The sequence below is a fragment of the Marivita sp. genome (assembly GCF_048006345.1).
Taxonomy (GTDB): domain Bacteria; phylum Pseudomonadota; class Alphaproteobacteria; order Rhodobacterales; family Rhodobacteraceae; genus Marivita.
Map to the genome: position 1 here is coordinate 1,219,146 of NZ_CP180351.1, position 19,837 is coordinate 1,238,982.

Consider the following 19,837-nt stretch of genomic DNA (forward strand, 5'->3'; position numbering starts at 1 on the left):
CGCGACTGCCACGCAGCGCTGCGAAACGCGTCGACGCGTTTTGCGTTTCCGTTGACGGAAACGTCACCCGGCCTCGGCCTTTTCCGAAAGCTCCAGCCACAGGTCTTCTGCGGCTGCCAAGGCGGTCTGACGCGCCACAAGCGCTTCGGACGCTTTCTTGAATTTCACCGGTTCGCGCGTGAAGAGGTTTGGATCGGACATCAGCTCTTCCAGCTTGGCAATCTCGGCTGCCAGGCGGTCGATCTCGGCGGGCAACTCTTCCAGCCGGTGTTTTTCGGTGAAGCTTAGGCCGGATTTCGATTTCGGTGCTGCAACAGGTTTCGAGACCGGTTTCGACACGGGTTTCATCGTCGCGTTTTCGGCCTCATCGTCGCCCCTCTGTGCGCGATAATCGCTCCATCCCCCGGCATAAACGGTGGCGCGGCCCCGCCCTTCCATCGCAACGGTGGTTGACGCCACGCGGTCAAGAAAATCGCGGTCGTGGCTGATCAGAAGGACCGTGCCGTCATAGTCACCCAAAAGATCCTGCAAGAGGTCGAGCGTTTCGACATCAAGATCGTTGGTCGGTTCGTCCAGCACCAGAAGGTTCGATTCCCGGGCCATGATCCGAGCCAGAAGCAGCCGCGCCTTTTCTCCGCCCGACAGCGACCGCACCGGAGCGCGGGCCTGCCGTTCGTCGAATAGAAATTCCTTAAGGTATCCCACCACGTGTTTCGGCGCGCCGCGGACCATGATCTGATCCGCCTTTCCGGACACCCGCATTTCGGGATCGCCGGTCAGGTTTTCCCAAAGGCTCAGGTCTTCGTTCAACTGTGCGCGGGTCTGGTCAAAGACGGCAGGCACCAGATTGGTGCCCAGCTTGACCGTGCCCTCGTCCGGGGCGATTTCGCCCATCAGCATGCGGATCAGGGTGGTTTTGCCGATTCCGTTCGGGCCGACAAAAGCCACCCGGTCGCCGCGCTGCACGGTCAGCGAAAAATTGCGGACGATCTGGGTGTCGCCAAAGCTCTTGGTCACGCCAACCGCCTCGATCACCTTGCGGCCGGATTTCGGGCCGGAGGCCAGCTCCATCGCGGCGGTGTCCTGCCGCCGGATCATTGCGGCGCGTTCGCCGCGCAGGTCCTGCAGGGCGCGGACGCGTCCCATGTTGCGCTTGCGCCGTGCGCTGATTCCCTCGACAGCCCAACGTGCCTCGGACTTGATCTTGCGGTCCATCTTGTGGCGCTGGAGATCCTCGTCTTCCCAGGTCTTGTCCCGCCAGGCCTCGAAGGTGGCAAATCCCTTTTCCTGCCGCCGCACTTCCCCCCGGTCGATCCAGAGCGTCGCACGGGTGAGTTCCGTCAGGAAACGACGGTCGTGGCTGATCAGGACAAACCCTTTGCGGGTGCGCTTCAATTCGTCTTCGAGCCACCCAATCGCTTCGATGTCGAGGTGGTTGGTTGGTTCGTCGAGCAGCATCAGGTCCGGGTCCTGCGCCATCAGCCGCGCCAGCGCCGCGCGACGGCGTTCGCCGCCCGAGGCGGTCTCGACCGCGCGGGCGGGATCGAATTTGAGCCCCTCGCCCGCACGCTCCACCTTGTAAAGTTCCGAAGGATCAAGCCCATGCATCGCATAGTCGCCAAGCGTTGCGAAGGCGCTGAGATCGGGGTCCTGTTCCATGTAGCCGGTGCTGATGCCCGGCGGCACGATGCGGTCGCCCTTGTCGGCTTCGACGCGCCCGGCCATCACTTTCATCAGGGTGGATTTGCCCGAACCGTTTCGCCCCACAAGCGCAACGCGGTCCCCGGGCTGCACCACAAGGCTGAGATCATGGAACACCGGCTCACCACCGAAGGTCAGCGAGATGTCGTTGAGCTGGAGAAGAGGAATGACGGCCATGCCGCCGCGCTACGGCGCGGCGCGCGCAAGGTCAAGGGGGTTGGTGGTATCGACCTGCGCGGCGCGTGCGACGGCGCGCAACCGCGCCTTGCGGGCTTCCGGCATGGCGTCGATGGCAAGACCTGTGAAGACGTGCAACGTGTCGAGCTGGAGGTCCCGAACCGCATGGTCACTGACCCAGCCGCCCATGCCCAGATAACTGCGCAGCAGGTTCGGCAGGCTGCTTGTGACGGCACCTGTCCGGGGCAGATCGACGGACAGCGAAGACAGACGTTTCGGGCGCAGCCTGTCCGGGCCGAGATGGTGTGCGTGCAATGCGGCCAGCGCCGGAAGATGGCGCTCAGGGTCGGCACCGGGAAATGAGCTGCAGCCAATCATCATGCCCACGCCGTTGCGATCCACAAGAACGCCAAGCGCCGCCCATGCCAACCGCAACGCCATCACATCGGTCGGCCCTTCGGCCTGACAGAACCGACCCAATTCAAGATAGGCACCCGGATGGGCACGCAGCGGTGCAAGATCGTAGAACTGTCCCGTGTAGCTGTCGCCCAAATCCGCAGCATCGCGGATAAGGCGGACGCGGAAGGCGACACGCGGCGTGTCTTTCCCGGACCAAACAATTCCATGAAGAAACCCATCGTCAAACGTGTCTTCATCGTCCAACCCGTAGCGAAACGCCTTGGCGCGCATGGCAAGCGCGGCTTGGCGCACATCGGGGGCGGCGCTGATGACGGCGCTGTGGCCGTTCAGGTACAGAGACACATGGGCTGTCTCAGCCGCGACGGGATACGCCGCCGCCGCCAAATCCATCAGTTCAGGAAGTCGGCTGCGTTCAATCCGCCGATATTGCCGAAGAGTTTGCGGATGAAGCTGATGTCACCGTCGCCCGACCGGGTGATCCGACGCGCAAGCGGTACGACCTGACCGTCTTCGAGACCAAAGCGTTCGATGTTCTGGACCACGCCGGCTGAATCGAAGGTGATGGCCAGAACCTCGCGGTCGACAACTTCCGGTGCTTTCCAGGCGAAGTGCCGGACATCGCTTTCGATGTAGTAAAAGCCGGATTCGTTCAGAGTTCCCGAGGTTGACGGAACGCCGATCAGATCCTCGACCGTGCCCCGCGTGTCGACGCCGGGGACGATCTGCTGCAATTCATCTTCGGAGGGGACATAACCATGCGTGCGGTAGCGGGCCGTGCAGCCGGCAAGGGCAATGCACAGGAGCGTCACGAGCCCGATCCTGACTGTCGATTTGATGCCCTGCATGGCGCCTCTCTTGCGTTGGCGTTCGCTGCCTTTTATCCCGATTACACGGCCTTGGGCCTGCGTTCAAGCAAAGGGTGCACACAAGATATGCCACAACAGGTTCTGAAACCCGGAGAATTTCGCGTCAGCGACCTGTCGAGCCGGCGGGAAACTCCGTTCGACTTGCAGCCCGATGCAGAGGTGCGGGCCAAGATTGCGGCGCAGCTAAATGTGCTGGGCGTGAAGAAATTGCGCTTTACCGGCGAGATTTCGCCATCCGGCGCGCGTGGATGGGCCTTGACGGGGCAGCTTGGTGCAACCGTGGTGCAGCCTTGCGTCGTGACGCTTGATCCGGTGACCACCCGGATCGACGAACCGGTGGAGCGGCGGTATCTGCCTGCCGAGTATTTCGACGATGTTGAGCCCGGTTCGGAATCGGAGATGCCCGAGGACACCAGTGCCGAACCTCTGGGTACGATCATCTCGGCGCAGGATGTCATGGTCGAATCGCTTCTGCTGGCCCTGCCGCTTTATCCCCGGTCTGAAAATGCCGAATTGGGGGAAGCCGTGTTCACAGAGGACGGCGTGGCACCCCTGAAGGACGAGGACACCAAGCCGTTCGCTGGTCTTGCCGCCTTGCGGGATCGGTTCGATGAAAACTCGTAAAGAAACCCGCCAGAAAACGCTTGCGGATTTCACGATTGCCCCTATGTTCGCGCCTTCATCTGAGGTGGGGTTGTCACCCGGCCCGGTTTCCCCTTAAGAGGCCGGACACACCCAAAACGCGGCATGGCGAGCATGCCACAGATTATAGACAATTGAGGTTGAGACATGGCTGTCCAACAGAACAAAGTATCCAAGTCGCGTCGCAACAACCGTCGCGCACATGACGCTCTGGTTGCTGCTAATCCGAACGAGTGCTCCAACTGCGGCGAACTCAAGCGTCCGCACCACGTATGCCCGTCCTGCGGCCACTACGCAGACCGCGAAGTGATTGCACAGGCCGACGAAATCGACCTGGACGAAGACGCGGCATAAGTAACGATTGGGCGAAACCCTCCGCATGACCTCGTTGCAGGATCATAACAAGGTGGGGAAAACGCCAATCGTGCTATCTATCGACGCCATGGGCGGCGATCTGGGGCCGGAGGCTGTCGTCTCCGGCATGTCTCGTTCTGCGAAGGCGAATCCGGATATCCGGTTCCTCGTACACGGGCCCGAAGACAAGCTTGCAAAGCTGATCGAGCGGAAGAAGGCGCTGGCCGGACGCTGCGAGATCAGGGATGCCTCGGGCATTGTGTCGATGGAAGACAAACCCAGCCAGATCGTGCGGCACGGTCAGGACACGTCCATGTGGGCAGCGATCGAAGCTGTCCGCAACAAGGAAGCGACGGTCGCGGTGTCCTGTGGCAACACGGGCGCGCTTATGGCGGTGTCGATGATCCGTTTGCGCAAATTGCCGGGGGTGAACCGCCCGGCTATTGCAATTCTTTGGCCGTCGCGCAATCCGCAGGGTTTCAACGTGATGTTGGACGTTGGCGCCGATGTGCGTGCCGATGCCCAAGACCTTCTGCAATATGCATTGATGGGTGTGTCTTACGCCCGCAACGGCCTACGGCTGGAGCGGCCGCGTGTCGGCCTGCTCAATGTTGGCACCGAAGAGCACAAGGGCAAGGCCGAGCTGAAAGAGGCGCATGAGCTGATCGCCCGGATGGCCGAGAAAGCGCAATTCGATTTTGTTGGATTTGTCGAAGGCGGCGATATTCCCGGTGAGGCCTGTGATGTGATCGTCACCGATGGCTTCACCGGCAATATCGCCCTGAAAACAGGCGAAGGCACGGCGTCGCTGATCGGAGATCGTCTCAAGGAAGCGTTCGCCTACTCGCCCCTGTCGCGGCTGGCCTCGCTCTTGGCGCTGACATCGCTGCGACGTCTCAAGAAAAAGATCGACCCGCGACGCGTGAACGGCGGTGTATTCTTGGGTCTGAACGGAACGGTCGTGAAATCCCATGGGTCGGCGGACGAGACAGGCGTGTCTGCCGCGATCAAGCTGGCGGTACAACTCGCGCAATCGGGCTTTTCCGAACGGTTGGCCGCGCGCCTTGCGTCGATCACCGAAAGCGCGGCCACGATCATCGAAGATAATAAAAAAACTGACGAGGAGAGCCCGAAATGACCATACGTTCGGTTGTCGTCGGGCTGGGTCATTACCTGCCCGAGCGCGTGGTCCCAAATTCCGAATTCGAGGCAACGCTGGACACGTCCGACGAGTGGATCAAGTCCCGCTCCGGGATCGAACGGCGGCACTTTGCGGCTGAAGGCGAGACCACGTCGGATCTGGCCACCAAGGCAGCCAGAAACGCGCTTGCCGATGCCGGGCTGACGGCGAATGATCTGGACGCCATCGTGCTGGCCACCTCCACGGCCGACCTGACATTCCCCTCTGCCGCGACCATGGTTCAGGCCGCTCTGGGAATGAACCGGGGCTTTGCCTATGACGTGCAGGCTGTCTGCGCCGGATTCATCTACGCCATGGCCAATGCTAACGCGCTGATCGTGTCAGGTCAGGCCAAGCGGATCATGGTGATCGGGGCGGAAACCTTCAGCCGCATCATGGATTGGTCCGACCGGTCCACCTGCGTTCTGTTCGGTGATGGCGCGGGCGCTGTGATCCTCGAAGCGCAGGACGGAATCGGCGACAAGACCGACCGCGGCATCCTGTCTGTGGATCTGAATTCCGATGGTCAGCACCGCGACATTCTCTACGTCGATGGCGGCGTCAGCACCCAGACCACCGGCTTTCTGCGCATGCAGGGCAAGGAAGTCTTTCGCCATGCGGTGGAGAAACTGGCCCAAACCGCGACCACCGCGATGGAGAAAGCCGGAATCGCCAATGAGGACGTCGATTGGATCGTCCCTCATCAGGCCAATATCCGCATCATTCAGGGCACCGCCAAGAAACTGGGCCTGTCGATGGACAACGTTGTGGTCACAGTTCAGGACCACGGCAACACCTCTGCTGCATCGATTCCTCTGGCCCTGTCCGTTGGTGTGGAACGCGGTCAAATCAAACGCGGCGACGTGGTGGTGACCGAGGCGATCGGGGGCGGTTTGGCCTGGGGCGCTGTCGTTCTTCGCTGGTAGGCAAAAAACCTTTCTAAATAGCCACCTGCAAGCCGTTGATATTGACTCGGAAAATCTCAAAGCGCATGCTGCCCTGAACCGGGGAGGTTTGTGCAATGGGACAAAAGACACTGACGCGTATGGACCTTAGCGAAGCCGTGTTTCGCGAGGTAGGGCTGTCGCGAAATGAAAGCGCGGATTTGGTCGAGACGGTGCTGAACCACATGTCCGACGCTTTGGTTGCGGGTGAGCAGGTCAAGATATCGTCCTTCGGGACATTCTCCATCCGCGACAAGGCGGCGCGTGTCGGCCGCAACCCGAAGACCGGCGAAGAGGTTCCCATCAATCCGCGTCGGGTGCTCACCTTCCGTCCCTCTCATCTGATGAAGGACCGCGTGGCGGCTGGCAACAAGGGCTGACCGCATGAGCAAATCCGCAGACGCCTTCCGCACGATCAGCGAAGTGGCAGAGTGGCTGGACACCCCGGCCCACGTTCTGCGGTTCTGGGAAAGCAAGTTCACGCAGGTGAAACCCGTCAAGCGTGCGGGCGGGCGGCGGTACTATCGCCCTGCGGATATGCGCCTACTGGGAGGCATCAAGAAGCTTCTCCATGATGACGGCATGACCATCAAAGGCGTTCAGAAAATTCTGCGTGAACAAGGCATTAAGCACGTTTCTTCGCTTTGTGAATTAAGTTTGAGCGAAGAGGAAGAAGCGGATCTCGCCTATCTCGACGAAGCGGTCGAAGCCGAGCCGGTTGATACGGTCGTGCCTTTTGCGAAACCGGAACCCGCAATGGCGGAGCCGGTCGTCGAGGAAGAGGTTTCCGAGGAAACCGTCGAGGCGCTTTCAGTCGGGGACGACGAACCTGTTGCCATGGCCGACGCGGAGGTTGCGGAACCACTGGCTCCGGTAACCGAAGAACCAGAAATTGCTGTGGCTCAATTCGTGGAAGAGGCTGCCCTTTCAGAGCCAGAGCCAGAGCCAGAGCCAGATTCAGAGCCTGAGCCAGAGGTTGCGCGGGAACCCGAGGTGACGCCTGCCCCACCGCCTGAACCGCAGACCGCGCTGCCCGGCTTTCTTCAGCGATCAATGGCGGATCGCGTGGCGGCAGAAGAGACCGAGGTGCCCACAGATGTTGCAGAAGACATAGCTGCTCCGGCCGTGGCCGCGCCGGCAGAGCCGATTCCAAGCGCGCTGACCCATCTCGCGCGCATATCGCGTCTGTCGGCTGATCAGGCGGCACAGATCGCGCCGATTCTCGAACAATTGAAAGCCCGGGTGCGATAACACCCTCAAGCGCCGAGCGGCCGAAATTCGCACTTGCGGCCCGGACCAAAACCGTTATGACAGGCCGCAGTCGGGCTATAGCGCAGCCTGGTAGCGCGTCCGTCTGGGGGACGGAAGGTCGCAGGTTCAAGTCCTGCTAGCCCGACCAATCAACACACAGCTATCAATTCCGCGTTCTCTGCAAGATGTGGGGAAAAACGCCTCGCACGGGGCGCAACGTCTTGCTATGCAAGACGAACTGCGACGAAGGGGGTTCCGATGACAGGTGTTTTGGCCAATCAGCAAATCACGGATCTGATGGACCGGGGTGTCATTGCGGCGTCGACGCCCTTTGTCGAAGGACAGGTCCAACCCGCCAGTCTTGATCTTCGTTTGGGAAATATCGCCTACCGCGTACGGGCGTCTTTTCTCGCGGGCAAAGGTCGGCGCGTCGAGGACCGGTTGGCGGATTTCGAAATGCACCGGATTTCGCTTGAGGGGGGCGCGGTGCTGGAAAAAGGCTGTGTCTACCTTGTGCCATTGATGGAGCGGCTTGCCCTGCCCTCCGACATCTCTGCTGTCGCCAACGCCAAAAGCTCGACCGGGCGACTTGATCTTTTGACGCGCACCATCACCGATGAAGGCACCGAATTCGACCGCGTGGCCCCCGGCTATACCGGTCCGCTCTATGCCGAAATCTGCCCGCGCTCGTTTTCCGTGCTGGTGCGTCCGGGCATGCGCCTTAACCAGATCCGGTTCCGCAATGGTCAGTCTGTGCTGTCAGACGCCACGCTGCGGGCGTTGCATGAAGAGCAAACATTGGTGACGGGTGGACCTGCGGTGATCAGCGACGGGTTGGGTTTTTCCGTCGATCTGAAGCCTCAAACAGGCAATCTGGTGGGCTATCGCGCCAAACCGCACACCGGGGTGATCGACCTCGAGAAGCTGGGGCATTACGCGCCGTCCGATTTCTGGGAAGAGGTGCGGACAACAAATGGCCTGATCATCCTTGATCCGGATGCGTTCTACATCCTTGTGAGCCGGGAGGCCGTGCATATCCCACCCGACTATGCCGCCGAAATGGCACCATTCCTTGCGATGGTCGGGGAGTTTCGTGTGCATTATGCCGGGTTCTTTGATCCCGGTTTCGGTCATGATGCGGCCGGTGGCACAGGCTCACGCGGCGTGCTTGAGGTGCGATGCCATGAGGCGCCGTTTGTGCTGGAGCACGGCCAGATCGTCGGCCGTTTGGTCTATGAGAAAATGGATCAATCCCCGAGCCAGCTTTATGGCGCGGGGATCGCGTCGAATTATCAGGGACAGGGGTTGAAGCTGTCCAAACACTTTGCGGCGGTTTAACCGCGCGGATTTTGCTTCTGAGCCTCTACAGGCTTCTTGCGCTTGGCCAGAGCGTTCTGGCCGGCATTCATGCCAGCGTTGATGCCGGAATTGATCACGCGGCGCATCACCGTGCGCACAACCATGTTGATAATCTGATTGAGGTTCATGTCGTCCTCCGTTTGCTGCGTCTGCCTCAGGGGGGAGATAGGCGACAAATGCGACGATTTTCAGGCATTGTTTCAGGAAATCCGCATCTTTTTGCGAAAAATCGGTCGGTTTGGGCGCGCGATGCGTCGACGCATCGTATCTTTCCGTTAACGGAAAAAAGCTCAGTCCTCGAAGAGTTCGGACTGGCCCTCTTCGGTCTCTTCCTCGGAATCCACGTCGCCTTCGCCCATCTGCGGAAGCGTTCCCAGTGGCGGGCGGTTTTCCAGCAGGCCAGCGGCGCGCAATTCCTTGAGCCCTGGCAGGTCGCGCGCGGATTCGAGGCCGAAATGGTCTAGAAAGTCCTGCGTCACGACAAATGTCACCGGGCGGCCCGGCGTCATCTTGCGTCGGCCAAAGCGAATCCACTCCATTTCCAGAAGCTGATCCACCGTTCCGCGGCTGACCGAAACGCCGCGGATTTCTTCGATCTCGGCGCGGGTGACGGGCTGGTGATAGGCGATGATCGCCAGCGTTTCGATGGCGGCACGGCTGAGTTTGCGGGTTTCGACCGTTTCCTTTTGCATCAGAAACCCAAGGTCCGGTGCCGTGCGGATGGCCCAGGCGTCGCCCACCTTGACCACGTTCACACCCCTGCCCTCGTAGCGTTTGCGCAGGTAGACCAGCGCCTCGGCGGCGTCTGACCCGTGCGGCATGCGGTCGTTCAGATCCTTGACCGTGACAGGTTCTGCCGTGGCAAAGAGGATCGCTTCGACCATGCGTTCCTGTTCGCCCATGGGCGGGGCTTCGAAGAGGCTTTTCTCGACTTCGGTGTCGATATCGGTGTCGTCGGTCATCGTCCGTCTCTCCGGCGCAGTTCAATGGGCGCGAAAGTATCGGACTGGCGCAGCTCGACCTTGCCTTCCTTTGCTAGTTCCAAGGACGCGGCAAAGGTCGCCGCCGTGGCCGACCGCCAGCGCACCGGGTCCGCATCCCAACCGTCCGGCATGTAGCTGGAGATGTCGGTCCAAGACCCTGCAAAGCCGATCAGCCCGCGCATCCGCTCCAGCGCCTGTTCCATGGTGAAGACCGCGTCGCGGTCCATCACGAAGGGGCGGAACTCGTCTTTGGTGCGGATGCGGGCATAGCCTTGCATCAGGTCAAGCAGCGTTGCGGTGTATTCGACCTTGCGCACCCGTTCGACGTCCTGAGTGATCCCTCGGGCAAAGAAATCGCGGCCCAACTGATCGCGGGCCATCAGCTTCGCGGCCACATCCCGCATCGCCTGCAGTCGTTCCAGCTGGAACGCAAGATGCGCGGCAAGGTCTTCGCCGGACGGGCCGTCTTCGGTGGGATCCGGTGGCAGCAACAGGCGGGATTTGAGAAACGCGAGCCACGCCGCCATCACAAGGTAATCGGCGGCCAGTTCGATGCGCAACGCCTTGGCCTTCTCGACAAAGCCCAGATATTGCCGCGCCAGTTCCAGGACAGAAATTTTGCGCAGGTCGACTTTCTGAGTACGGCTGAGTGTCAGAAGCAGGTCAAGCGGGCCTTCGAACCCGTCAACGTCGACGATCAGTGCTTCCGCCGCCAGCCGATCCGCGACTGAGCTTTCAAAAATGTCCGATGTCGCGTCGTTCATGCACAGCGCCCTTGCTCCAGTTCCGCAAGCTTGGCTTTGAGGGCGGCAATGTCAACATCCTGAGGCTGGGTTCGACGCGCCAGCGCGGCCTCGGCACGGGATTGGCTGGCGTCGGGCATCGTGCCAACACGGTCCATCAGGGCAATGCGTTCAGCCAGATCTCCGTTGCAGTGCAAGATCACGTCGCAGCCTGCGGCGATGGATGCAGCGCCTCGTTCCGGCACGGTGCCCGACAGCGCCTGCATGCCGATGTCGTCGGTCATCAGAAGGCCAGTAAAGCCCAGATCATGGCGGATGCGTTGTATCATCGTCGGCGACGTGGTGGCGGGGCCTGTTTCGCCGAACGCGCTGTAGACCAGATGCGCCGTCATCCCCATGGCCACATCGGCAAAGGGGCGGAAAGCCGCGAAATCGATCTGATCCAGCGTGCCCGTGGGCACATCGATGCGCGGCAGGTCAAGGTGGCTGTCCATCTGCGCAAGACCGTGGCCGGGAATGTGTTTGATCACCGGGAATACGCCGCCCTGCTCGTGGCCTTGGACCACGGCGCGGCCAATTTTTACCACTTGGTCAAGATTTGATCCGTAACACCGGTTGCGCAGGAACGGATGGGTCTCGGGGCGGGCGACATCCAGCATCGGGGCGCAGTTCGCGTCAATGCCAAGCGCCATCAGTTCATGCGCGATGATCCGATAGCGCAGGCGCATGCCCGCTTCGGCATTGGGGCCCAACAGGGTCACATGATCCAAAGGCGGCAACCAGTCGGTGACCAATGGCGCTCGCAACCTTTGCACGCGGCCGCCCTCCTGATCGATGAAGATGGGCGCGGTCCAGCCGACTGCTGCGCGCAGGTCCGATGTCAAAGCACGGATCTGATCCGCGCTTTCGAGATTGCGGTCGAACAGGATAAACCCAAACGGATTGGCATCGGCAAAAAATGCGCGCTCTTCCTTGGACAAGCGCACGCCATCACAGCCGAAAATGGCCGCTCCGAACGGTTTGGATGTCACCGGCTGACCACGGGGATGCAGTCCGCACCCTCGGCCACAAGGGCAGCGCAGAAGCGCCGCGACTCGCTCAGGTCCTCGAACCCATGTGCGCGAAGACGGTAAAAGACACGACCGCCTGATGTGGCTTCTTCGATCACGCGCTCCTTGTCGCCAAGGTATTCGCCAAACCGGGCCGACAGCTTCGTCCATTGCTCGCGGGCGATTTCAGGACTGTCAAACGCGCCGAATTGCACCAGACGGGTGCCTGCCGGAATGGCACCAGGGTCGCGTTCCGCGACGCCAGCGGACACATCCCGCGCAGCTGGGGACGACAGGGATGCGAGTTGAAGTCCCGCAGGGCGCTGCGCTGGCCGCAACGACCGCGCGACACCCGGAACCGACTGCGGAATGACGTCCGCGGACGCCAGCTCTTCCGTTTCGGCTGTGCTGTCGAACACGCCAGTTCCGGGCGCCGGGGCGATTTCCGTGAAGGGCGTTGCGTTTGCCGCGATCTGATCTGCCAACGCCTTGATCGGGTCATCTGCATTCGCGATATCGGTCAGCGACAGTGCCGGAGCCTGTGTTGCGGCATCCTGCTGAAGTGCTGCAAGCGCAACTTCTTCCTGCGGAGTGAGCGTGCGGGTGTCTGTGATCTCGGTCACGATCATATCGTCTTCGGTGATATCAAGCGGACGTGGGGCCAGAACGATCTGATCCGGTGGCGGCGCCGAGGTGCCAAGCCCGGCGACGTCGTTCACCGCCAAACCTTCGTGGCGCGCGATCTGTCCGCCGGGATTCTCCGGAGCGACGCGCATCGGGCCTTCGATCGCCCGCACCACGGGCACGCCCGAAACGTCACGCATGATCAGCCGGTATCCCCAAACTGCCACACCAATCACCAGTGCCAGCGACATGGCCGCGCCCAGCCAATTGGCTGTCGTGGCCAGGTTGCCAGACGTCCCTTCCCCGCGTGCGGGGCCCGTCATATGCATGTCTGCCATGTCCGCCTCATTGTCCGGCGGTCGTTGCCACCGGTGGTTTCTTGCCTTTGCCTCAACCGATCGCGGCGCTTGTGTCAGCGCATTTCTTCGACCGGAGTGACTCCCAAGATACCAAGGCCTGCGGAAATAACAACAGAGACGGACCGCGCGAGGGCGATTTTCGCCTGTGTGGCGTCGGTGTTGCCTTCCTGCAAAAAGCGCAGTTCCGGAACATCGTTGCCCTTGTTGTACAGCGCGTGCAGATCGGAGGCGAGTTCATAGAGATAGAACGCGATCCGATGCGGCTCGTTTGTGCGGGCGGCAATCTCGACCAAACGCGGCCATTCAGCCAGTTTGCGGGCCACGGCCAATTCGCTGTCGTGGGTCATGCCTGACAGATCGACCCCGGCCAGCGTGGCATCATCCACAGCAATTCCGGCCTCTTTGGCCTTGCGCAACACCGAATGCACCCGCGCATTGGCGTATTGCACGTAAAAGACCGGGTTGTCCTTGGACTGTTCCAGCACCTTGTCGAAATCGAAATCAAGCGGCGCGTCATTCTTGCGGGTGAGCATGTGGAACCGCGTCACATCGGGACCCACCTGATCGACCACGTCGCGGAGCATGACAAAGGTCCCTGCCCGCTTGGACATCTTGAACGGCTCTCCGTTCTTGAACAGCTTGACCAACTGCGTGAGCTTGATGTCGAGCGGTGTCTTTCCGTCTGACAGCGCACTGACCGCCGCCTTCATCCGTTTCACATAGCCACCGTGATCGGCGCCGAAGACGTCGATCAACAGGTCATAGCCGCGCTGAACCTTGTCATAGTGATAGGCGATGTCGGGGGCGAAGTACGTCCATGCCCCGTCCGATTTCTGGATCGGCCGATCCACATCATCCCCATGCGCAGTGGACCGGAACAAGGTCTGTTCGCGCGGTTCCCAATCCTCGGGTGTTTTGCCCTTGGGTGGTTCCAGCGTACCCCGGTAGATCAGACCCTTATCGTCAAGAGACTTGATTGCGGCTTCGATCATGCCTGTTCCATAGAGCGATTTTTCGCTGAAGAACCGATCCATCTCGACGCCGAGCAAGGCAAGGTCACTGCGGATCAGCAGCATCATCGCATCGGTGGCAAAGTCGCGCACCTCTTCCAGCCACTCTTCTTCCGGCGCGTTGAGGTATTTGTCGCCGATCTTGTCCTTGAGCGCTTCACCCACCTCGATCAGGTAGTCACCGGGATAGCTGCCCTCGGGCCAGTCAACGCTCAGATCGTGCGCTTCCTGATACCGCAGGTACACCGACCGGGCGAGCACATCGACCTGCGCGCCCCCATCGTTGATGTAGTATTCCCTTGTGACGTCATATCCCGCGTAATCGAGCAACGACGCCAATGCATCCCCAAAGACCGCGCCCCGTGTATGACCCACATGCAGCGGGCCGGTGGGGTTGGCAGACACATATTCCACGTTGACCTTTTTGCCCTGCCCCATGTCGGATTTGCCATAGGTCGTGCCCTCGGTCAGGATCGCCTTGGGCAAGGACTGCCAGACGCCATCGCCAAGCCGCATGTTGAGAAAGCCCGGACCGGCGACTTCGGCGGACGACACACGCGCATCATCAACCAGCTTGGCAGCCAGAGCCTCGGCGATGTCACGCGGTTTGGCTCCGGCAGGTTTTGCCAGCACCATCGCCGCGTTGGTGGCCATATCACCATGCAGCGGGTCGCGTGGCGGCTCGACCGTCACATTGGCAAAGTCGAGACCACTTGGCAGCGCGCCTTCGGCCACCATCGCGTTCAGGCTATCAATCACAAGCGCCCGGATATCGGAGAAGAGGTTCATGTCACACGTCCTTTGTTCGGAACGTCCTCTACCACCTTGGCGCGCGGCGTCAAACCTCAGGCTTGCTGTTCGACTTTGGCGCGATGCTCTTTCATCGGAAGCATGGCAATCAGACGGGTGCCGCGCGTGTCCTTGGGCGTATCCTTCGGCCCCAGAATGCGCAGCGTGCCGCGCGGGCCGATATCGGCAATCGGGATGCCTTCTGGATGGGTGTTGTACCAATCCTCGAGGGTGAATTCCTCGGACAATGTGGTGGAGCGGAATTCCCAACCGTCCCACATGCGGCGCTGCACCTGCCAGTAGGTCTCGCCCGCGCCAATGGCCCGCCCGCCCAGTTTCGGCGGCAGAGCATAGCGGGCTGAATCCGAGGTTTCACGGGCCAACTGGTAGACATTCTCGCGTCCGAACTCCGGAGCGAGGTCGGTGGCGACCAGTGTGTTGTAGGCATCGTTGTCGGTGGCGGCGATGACGGTTTCATAGGCCATCAGATCCAGCCGGTGCTCTGCCCCTTCCGACAGAATGTCGCCCGTGTAGATGCTGAGGCCTGCATCCCGCGCCTCGCGCAGATGGCTGCGGTTCGGGTCCGAGATCATCACTGGCAGATCGAGCTTTTTCAGCAGCGACCCGAATTCCACTGTCCAGCGGTTCCCACCCACCAAAAGCACTCCGGGGGTGCTGGATGCGGTCAAAACAAGCAACGTCGCTACCGGCTTCAGCGTGAATCCGTGCAAAACAACCGTGCCGGCCACCAGCGCAAAGGCGAGCGACGAGATCTGCGCCGCGTCCTCGATCCCGGCCTGAACGAGACGGTCCCCGAAGAGGCCCGCAACGGCGACCAAAACCACGCCGCGCGGGCCGGTGAAAGCCACCAACAGGCGTTCCGCCCAAGGCACGTTGGAAAAGGCCAGCGAAATCAGCACGGTCACCGGGCGCGCGATCAGGATCACGGCGACCACCGTCGCCAGCGTCTGCCAGTTCATCGCCAGAAGGGTCTCGCGGGTCATGTTGGCGGCCAGCAGAATGAACACGCCGGATACAAGCAGGATCGTCGCATGTTCCTTGAAGCGGTGCATCTCGGCATGGCTGGGCAGATGCGCGTTGGCGATCCAGACGCCCATGATGGTCACGGCAAGAAGCCCGCTTTCATGCAGCAGCGAGTCCGAGGCGGCAAAGGCCACCAGCACGCTCACAAACAGCACCGGCACCTTCATGTATTCCGGCACCCAGCCGCTGGAGAAGGATTTCGCGATGCCCCAGCCTGCGGCAAGCCCAACCAGAGTGGCGACAACGATTCCGATGGCAAGCTCGGTGATGGCCTGTTCCACCGTGGTCGCGGTCTGCCAGACCAGCACCACTTCGAAGGCCAAAACTGCGGCCAAAGCGCCTGCCGGGTCGTTCACAATGGCTTCCCATTGCAAAAGCGCCGCCGGGCGGCGTTTCAACCGCGCCTGACGCAACAGCGGTGCAATCACCGTTGGCCCGGTGACGATCATGATGCCGCCAAACACTGCCGACGTGGCCCAACTGAGCCCACCTACATAATGCAGCACGGAGGCAGACAGCAGCCAACCGATGGGGCCGCCGATAAAGACCAGTCGTTTAACGCCAACCGCCGCATCCGTCAGGGATTTGAAATTGAGCGTCAGACCCCCTTCAAAGAGGATGATCGCCACTGCAATTGCCACAATCGGTTGCAGCAAATCTCCCATCGCCACGGACGGATCGAGGATGCCGAACACCGGACCCACGAGCAGACCTGCCAGCAACATCAGAACAATCGCCGGAAGGTTCAACCGCCATGCCAGCCACTGGGCGCCGACGCCCAGAACTCCGACCAATGCAAAAGCGGTGACCGGATTCATTCCGGCGTCTGCAGGTGTTGCCACGATGTATTCCTTTTATGACCTTGCGGAAATCACATCCGAACCCGTCAGGCGCGCATGCTCCTGCAGGGCAAACCGGTCGGTCATCCCGGCTATGTAATCCCCGACAAGCCGTGCGAGTTCCGTCTCGGTTTCAATTTCTGCAACATCCTTGCGCCATTGCTTGGGCAAAAGGGCCGGATCGGACATAAAAAGCGGGAAGAGTTCGTTGATCACCTTGGTGACCTGCGCGCGCATCTCGATCACGCCGGGCGCGCGGTACATGCGGTGGAACAGGAATTCGCGGATCACCTTGAGGTCAGACCAGAGCGCAGGGTTGAATTGCACCATCATCCGCCCCGCTGCGCGGATGTCCTCGGGCGATTTTGGGTCGAGCTCTTTCAGGTTGGCGCGGGTTACGGTGATCACATCGCTGACCAGAACGCCGAAGAACCGGCGCAGCGCCTCATGGCGGCGGCGGTAGTAATTCAGGCCGGGGTAGATGCGATCTACTTCTGCAAAACAATCACTTACGATGGGAAGCTCAGCCAGTTCGTCGGTCGAGAACAGCTCTGCCCGCAGGCCATCATGCAAATCGTGGTGGTTGTAGGCGATGTCGTCGGACAAGGCCGCGACCTGCGCCTCGGCGCTTGCGTGTGTGTGCAGTTCCAGATCGTGCCTTGCGTTATATGCCGCCAGCGCGTGCGGGATCGGCTGCTTCACCGGACCGTTGTGTTTTGCAATGCCTTCAAGAGTTTCCCAGGTGAGGTTCAACCCGTCGAAATCGGCGTAGTGCCGCTCCAGGGCGGTGACGATGCGGATCGCCTGTGCGTTGTGATCGAACCCTCCATAGGGCTGCATCAGCGCATCAAGCGCGTCTTCTCCCGTATGACCAAAAGGCGTGTGCCCCAGATCATGCGCCAGCGCCACGGCTTCGGTCAGTTCCAGATCCAGCCCCAACGTCTTGGAAATGGTGCGCGCCACCTGTCCAACTTCGATGGAATGGGTCAGGCGCGTACGGAAGTAATCGCCCTCGTGTTCGATGAAGACCTGTGTCTTATGCTTGAGCCGTCGAAATGCCGAGGCGTGAATGATCCGATCCCGGTCCCGCTGGAAACAGGAGCGAAAGGCGCTTTCCTCTTCGGGGTATAGCCTACCGCGCGACGTGGCCGGATCGCATGCAAATTGCGCCGTCATGTTCGACCGCCTGTTCTTGTTCCCTGTCCCGACTGCCCTTATATTCAGATCACGGAACAATTCAAAGCGAACCCGAGGGTGACATGCAGCTTCCACCGAAAGTGACGATTCGTGCGTTCGAACGTTTGTCCGAGATCGGCGCCAGTGCCGAGGGCAAGGCCCTGCGCATCGCGGTTGAAGGCGGTGGCTGTTCCGGGTTCCAGTATGAGATCAAACTGGATGAACCGGCGGCAGACGATCTGGTGCTTGAAGGGCAAGGTGAACGCGTTGTTGTGGATTCGGTGTCCCTGCCGTTTCTCTCAAACGCGGTGATCGACTTTTCCGAAGAACTGATTGGCGCGCGGTTCGTGATCGAGAACCCGAATGCCACATCATCCTGTGGCTGCGGTACAAGCTTCTCGATGTAAGGATCGGGGGCTGCGGCCCCCCTCCCATCAATGCAATGCGTTGGGCGTTTCGGCGCGGGCGAAGCCATGGAAGAAGTCGTGAAAATGGTTCGACGAGGTTTCCGCCTGTTCCAGCACGCGCATGGCCTCGGGTGACAGCCGGTCTTCCATGTAAAGACGCATGCTGATCCAATCCCCGCTGCGGGCATCGTCCAGGCTGAACATCGCTTCTGACATCTCGCGCATGGGTGTGGCGCGGCTGACATTGTGGTCAAACCGCATCCGGTCATAGACAAAGCCCTTGGCGAAGGCGGTATCGCCGACCAAAGCCTGATGCCAGTTGCACACCAGAAATTCGTGGTAATCGTCTTGAACGCTGACGGATGGACCATCAGTCACGGTAAAGAGCGCCGTTTCCCGTTTCAGCCAATCGGTCCAGAGCACGGGCGGCACGTCTCCGGCGTAATGCATCGCGATGCAAATCTCGGACAAGAGATCGGCGTTCTGTTCGATGAATGCGAGGATTCCGGCAAAGTGCAGACTGCGCTTGCCGTCGGCGTCAAGCTGCGGGTCGCAGCGGCCATATTCGCTGAGATAGAACACAAGATGTGTCAGCTCATACGCGGCTTTCTTGTTGGGCAACGCGAAGGTGTCGGACCGTCCCATGAAGTAGCGCGCGCGGTCTTCCAGTGTCGCGTCCTCGCCCTTTGGCGCCATATCGCGCCGTGCCATCAGCCGCTGCGCTTCCATGCGTTGCAGATCGGACAGTTCTGCGCGAGGCAGATCCCGGGTCTGCGCCCAATGGACAATGCGCTCTGCGTGGTTTCCAGCCATGCCGAGGTCTTCAAGGTCGAGCGTGATCGACAGGAAGAACCGGTAGTATTGTGGGAAGAAGCGCAGGCGTTTTTCGACTGATTGGTAAAATTCCGTGTAGGCGTCGAGCGCGGCATCACCCGGACGGGTGCCCGTACATTCCAGAATGTTCAAAATTTCTGCGTTTTCCTTGAGCCAGAACACGTCATCGCCATGGCGGCGGTGTTCGGCAAAGCAGCTCAGAAGCGCGCCAAGGCGCGCTTCTTGCGATGTGATCCGGGACGGGGGGGTGAAAGTGATGACATTGGTCATGGTTCAATCCTCCTTGGGGGGTAACAAGGGACAGGCCTCCCCGCCCCGGGTCAAAGCGTCACTCAAGAGCCGGACGTGAAGAGTGCACAGCCCTCGCCATCGGTTGTGGTTTCGGCGGTCACCGGGCTCGAACCCGAAGTGAACGCTTCGACAGCATCACCAGTGCGGGCATCGGATGTGGTCGGTGCGGAGCCGGAGGTGAACGCTTCGACGGCGTCGCCGGTGCGGGCATCGGATGTGGTCGGTGCCGAACCGGAAGTGAACGCTTCGACAGCATCACCTGTGCGGGCATCGGACGTGGTCGGCGCGGAACCGGAGGTGAACATTTCGACCGCGTCGCCGATGCTGGCGGATGTGCCTGCCGGTGCGGAACCGGATGTGAAGAGGCCTGTCGCGTCGCCCATCAGAGCGGTTGCGCTGGTTGCCGGAGCGGAGCCAGAGGTGAACATCTCGACGGCATCGCCCATCAATGCATCGGTCGATGCGAACGGCGCGGAACCCGATGTGAACAAAGCTGTTGCGTCGCCACCGTGCATGTCGGAAATTTGCTGATCTTGCAGAAGGTTATTGGTAATCTGAAGTTTGCGAACTGCGGTCATGTTGGCCTCCTCTGGCTGGTTTGATGTTCCAAAGCTGGCACGTAAAAATTGAATTTGAGAAGATCAATTATCGTTTAACGGGTATTCAAAAGACTTATCCACATGAAGATTCACTCATAGGTTGTTCCTGTCGAATGGGTCCTGAAGTTATCAACAGATTTCAAAAATCTGGGGATAAGTTCATGCGAGCAGAGATGGCATGCCGTTTGTGCAAGTC

21 protein-coding genes and 1 tRNA gene are annotated in these 19,837 nt (G+C 60.6%); 9 read left to right on the plus strand and 13 right to left on the minus strand.

Annotated elements, in window-relative coordinates:
- Positions 1–63 precede the first annotated feature (63 nt).
- Genes ACMVPR_RS06040 through ACMVPR_RS06050 form a run of 3 tightly spaced genes read right to left on the minus strand, consistent with a single transcriptional unit; the run spans position 64 to position 3,143 of the window.
- Positions 64–1,878 carry an ABC-F family ATP-binding cassette domain-containing protein gene (locus ACMVPR_RS06040; RefSeq protein WP_416882114.1) on the minus strand — a complete coding sequence of 605 codons (1,815 nt, stop codon included), beginning with the start codon at positions 1,876–1,878 and terminating at the stop codon, positions 64–66.
- A gap of 9 nt (positions 1,879–1,887) precedes the next feature.
- Positions 1,888–2,688, minus strand: a complete 801-nt coding sequence (locus tag ACMVPR_RS06045; protein ID WP_416882115.1) for a GNAT family N-acetyltransferase — start codon at positions 2,686–2,688, stop codon at positions 1,888–1,890.
- Positions 2,688–3,143, minus strand: a complete 456-nt coding sequence (locus ACMVPR_RS06050; RefSeq protein WP_292267219.1) for an outer membrane protein assembly factor BamE — start codon at positions 3,141–3,143, stop codon at positions 2,688–2,690. The genes ACMVPR_RS06045 and ACMVPR_RS06050 overlap by 1 nt, the downstream gene beginning before the upstream one ends.
- An 87-nt stretch (positions 3,144–3,230) precedes the next feature.
- Between ACMVPR_RS06050 and ACMVPR_RS06055 the strand changes: the two genes are divergently transcribed.
- The 8 genes from ACMVPR_RS06055 to ACMVPR_RS06090 all read left to right on the plus strand — a co-directional run bounded on the left by ACMVPR_RS06055 (position 3,231) and on the right by ACMVPR_RS06090 (position 8,873).
- On the plus strand, positions 3,231–3,788 hold the full coding sequence (locus ACMVPR_RS06055; protein WP_416882116.1) for a YceD family protein: 558 nt from the start codon (positions 3,231–3,233) through the stop codon (positions 3,786–3,788).
- Positions 3,789–3,953: 165 nt separating this feature from the next.
- Positions 3,954–4,160: a 50S ribosomal protein L32 gene (gene rpmF / locus ACMVPR_RS06060; protein ID WP_085630687.1), complete on the plus strand. Its 207-nt coding sequence runs from the start codon at positions 3,954–3,956 to the stop codon at positions 4,158–4,160.
- Positions 4,161–4,185: 25 nt separating this feature from the next.
- Positions 4,186–5,298, plus strand: a complete 1,113-nt coding sequence (gene plsX, locus ACMVPR_RS06065; protein ID WP_416882117.1) for a phosphate acyltransferase PlsX — start codon at positions 4,186–4,188, stop codon at positions 5,296–5,298.
- Positions 5,295–6,266 (plus strand): beta-ketoacyl-ACP synthase III, encoded by a 972-nt coding sequence (locus ACMVPR_RS06070; RefSeq protein ID WP_416882118.1) that lies wholly within the window; start codon positions 5,295–5,297, stop codon positions 6,264–6,266. The genes plsX and ACMVPR_RS06070 overlap by 4 nt, the downstream gene beginning before the upstream one ends.
- A gap of 95 nt (positions 6,267–6,361) precedes the next feature.
- The gene (ihfA, locus tag ACMVPR_RS06075) at positions 6,362–6,664 is read left to right on the plus strand and encodes an integration host factor subunit alpha (RefSeq protein WP_292066769.1); all 303 of its coding nucleotides are present in this window, start codon (positions 6,362–6,364) and stop codon (positions 6,662–6,664) included.
- Between the two features lie 4 nt (positions 6,665–6,668).
- Positions 6,669–7,535 carry a MerR family transcriptional regulator gene (locus ACMVPR_RS06080; protein ID WP_416882119.1) on the plus strand — a complete coding sequence of 289 codons (867 nt, stop codon included), beginning with the start codon at positions 6,669–6,671 and terminating at the stop codon, positions 7,533–7,535.
- A gap of 71 nt (positions 7,536–7,606) precedes the next feature.
- Positions 7,607–7,683, plus strand: a tRNA-Pro gene (locus ACMVPR_RS06085).
- 110 nt (positions 7,684–7,793) lie between these two features.
- Positions 7,794–8,873, plus strand: a complete 1,080-nt coding sequence (locus ACMVPR_RS06090) for a 2'-deoxycytidine 5'-triphosphate deaminase (RefSeq protein ID WP_416882120.1) — start codon at positions 7,794–7,796, stop codon at positions 8,871–8,873.
- Here ACMVPR_RS06090 and ACMVPR_RS06095 read toward each other — a convergent pair.
- The 8 genes from ACMVPR_RS06095 to ACMVPR_RS06130 form a co-directional block, all read right to left on the minus strand.
- A complete protein-coding gene (locus ACMVPR_RS06095) occupies positions 8,870–9,022 on the minus strand; it encodes a hypothetical protein (RefSeq protein WP_300585705.1) in 153 nt (50 codons plus the stop codon). The genes ACMVPR_RS06090 and ACMVPR_RS06095 overlap by 4 nt on opposite strands.
- Before the next feature lie 162 nt (positions 9,023–9,184).
- Positions 9,185–9,856: an SMC-Scp complex subunit ScpB gene (gene scpB / locus ACMVPR_RS06100; protein ID WP_416882121.1), complete on the minus strand. Its 672-nt coding sequence runs from the start codon at positions 9,854–9,856 to the stop codon at positions 9,185–9,187.
- Entirely contained in the window at positions 9,853–10,641 is a 789-nt protein-coding gene (locus ACMVPR_RS06105) for a segregation and condensation protein A (RefSeq protein ID WP_416882122.1), read from the minus strand. The genes scpB and ACMVPR_RS06105 overlap by 4 nt, the downstream gene beginning before the upstream one ends.
- Positions 10,638–11,651, minus strand: a complete 1,014-nt coding sequence (locus ACMVPR_RS06110; protein ID WP_416882123.1) for a glycoside hydrolase family 3 N-terminal domain-containing protein — start codon at positions 11,649–11,651, stop codon at positions 10,638–10,640. The genes ACMVPR_RS06105 and ACMVPR_RS06110 overlap by 4 nt, the downstream gene beginning before the upstream one ends.
- Positions 11,648–12,631, minus strand: a complete 984-nt coding sequence (locus ACMVPR_RS06115; protein WP_416882124.1) for an SPOR domain-containing protein — start codon at positions 12,629–12,631, stop codon at positions 11,648–11,650. The genes ACMVPR_RS06110 and ACMVPR_RS06115 overlap by 4 nt, the downstream gene beginning before the upstream one ends.
- 74 nt (positions 12,632–12,705) lie before the next feature.
- Positions 12,706–14,451 carry an arginine--tRNA ligase gene (argS, locus tag ACMVPR_RS06120; RefSeq protein WP_416882125.1) on the minus strand — a complete coding sequence of 582 codons (1,746 nt, stop codon included), beginning with the start codon at positions 14,449–14,451 and terminating at the stop codon, positions 12,706–12,708.
- Positions 14,452–14,507: 56 nt separating this feature from the next.
- A complete protein-coding gene (locus tag ACMVPR_RS06125) occupies positions 14,508–16,337 on the minus strand; it encodes a cation:proton antiporter (RefSeq protein WP_416882126.1) in 1,830 nt (609 codons plus the stop codon).
- Positions 16,338–16,349: 12 nt separating this feature from the next.
- Positions 16,350–17,510, minus strand: a complete 1,161-nt coding sequence (locus ACMVPR_RS06130; RefSeq protein ID WP_416882127.1) for a deoxyguanosinetriphosphate triphosphohydrolase — start codon at positions 17,508–17,510, stop codon at positions 16,350–16,352.
- Between the two features lie 83 nt (positions 17,511–17,593).
- Between ACMVPR_RS06130 and ACMVPR_RS06135 the strand changes: the two genes are divergently transcribed.
- Positions 17,594–17,917, plus strand: a complete 324-nt coding sequence (locus ACMVPR_RS06135; protein WP_416882128.1) for a HesB/IscA family protein — start codon at positions 17,594–17,596, stop codon at positions 17,915–17,917.
- 27 nt (positions 17,918–17,944) lie between these two features.
- Here ACMVPR_RS06135 and ACMVPR_RS06140 read toward each other — a convergent pair whose 3' ends face one another.
- Positions 17,945–19,021: a DUF6902 family protein gene (locus tag ACMVPR_RS06140; protein ID WP_416882129.1), complete on the minus strand. Its 1,077-nt coding sequence runs from the start codon at positions 19,019–19,021 to the stop codon at positions 17,945–17,947.
- A gap of 62 nt (positions 19,022–19,083) precedes the next feature.
- Positions 19,084–19,620: a hypothetical protein gene (locus tag ACMVPR_RS06145; protein ID WP_416882130.1), complete on the minus strand. Its 537-nt coding sequence runs from the start codon at positions 19,618–19,620 to the stop codon at positions 19,084–19,086.
- Positions 19,621–19,837 lie beyond the last annotated feature (217 nt).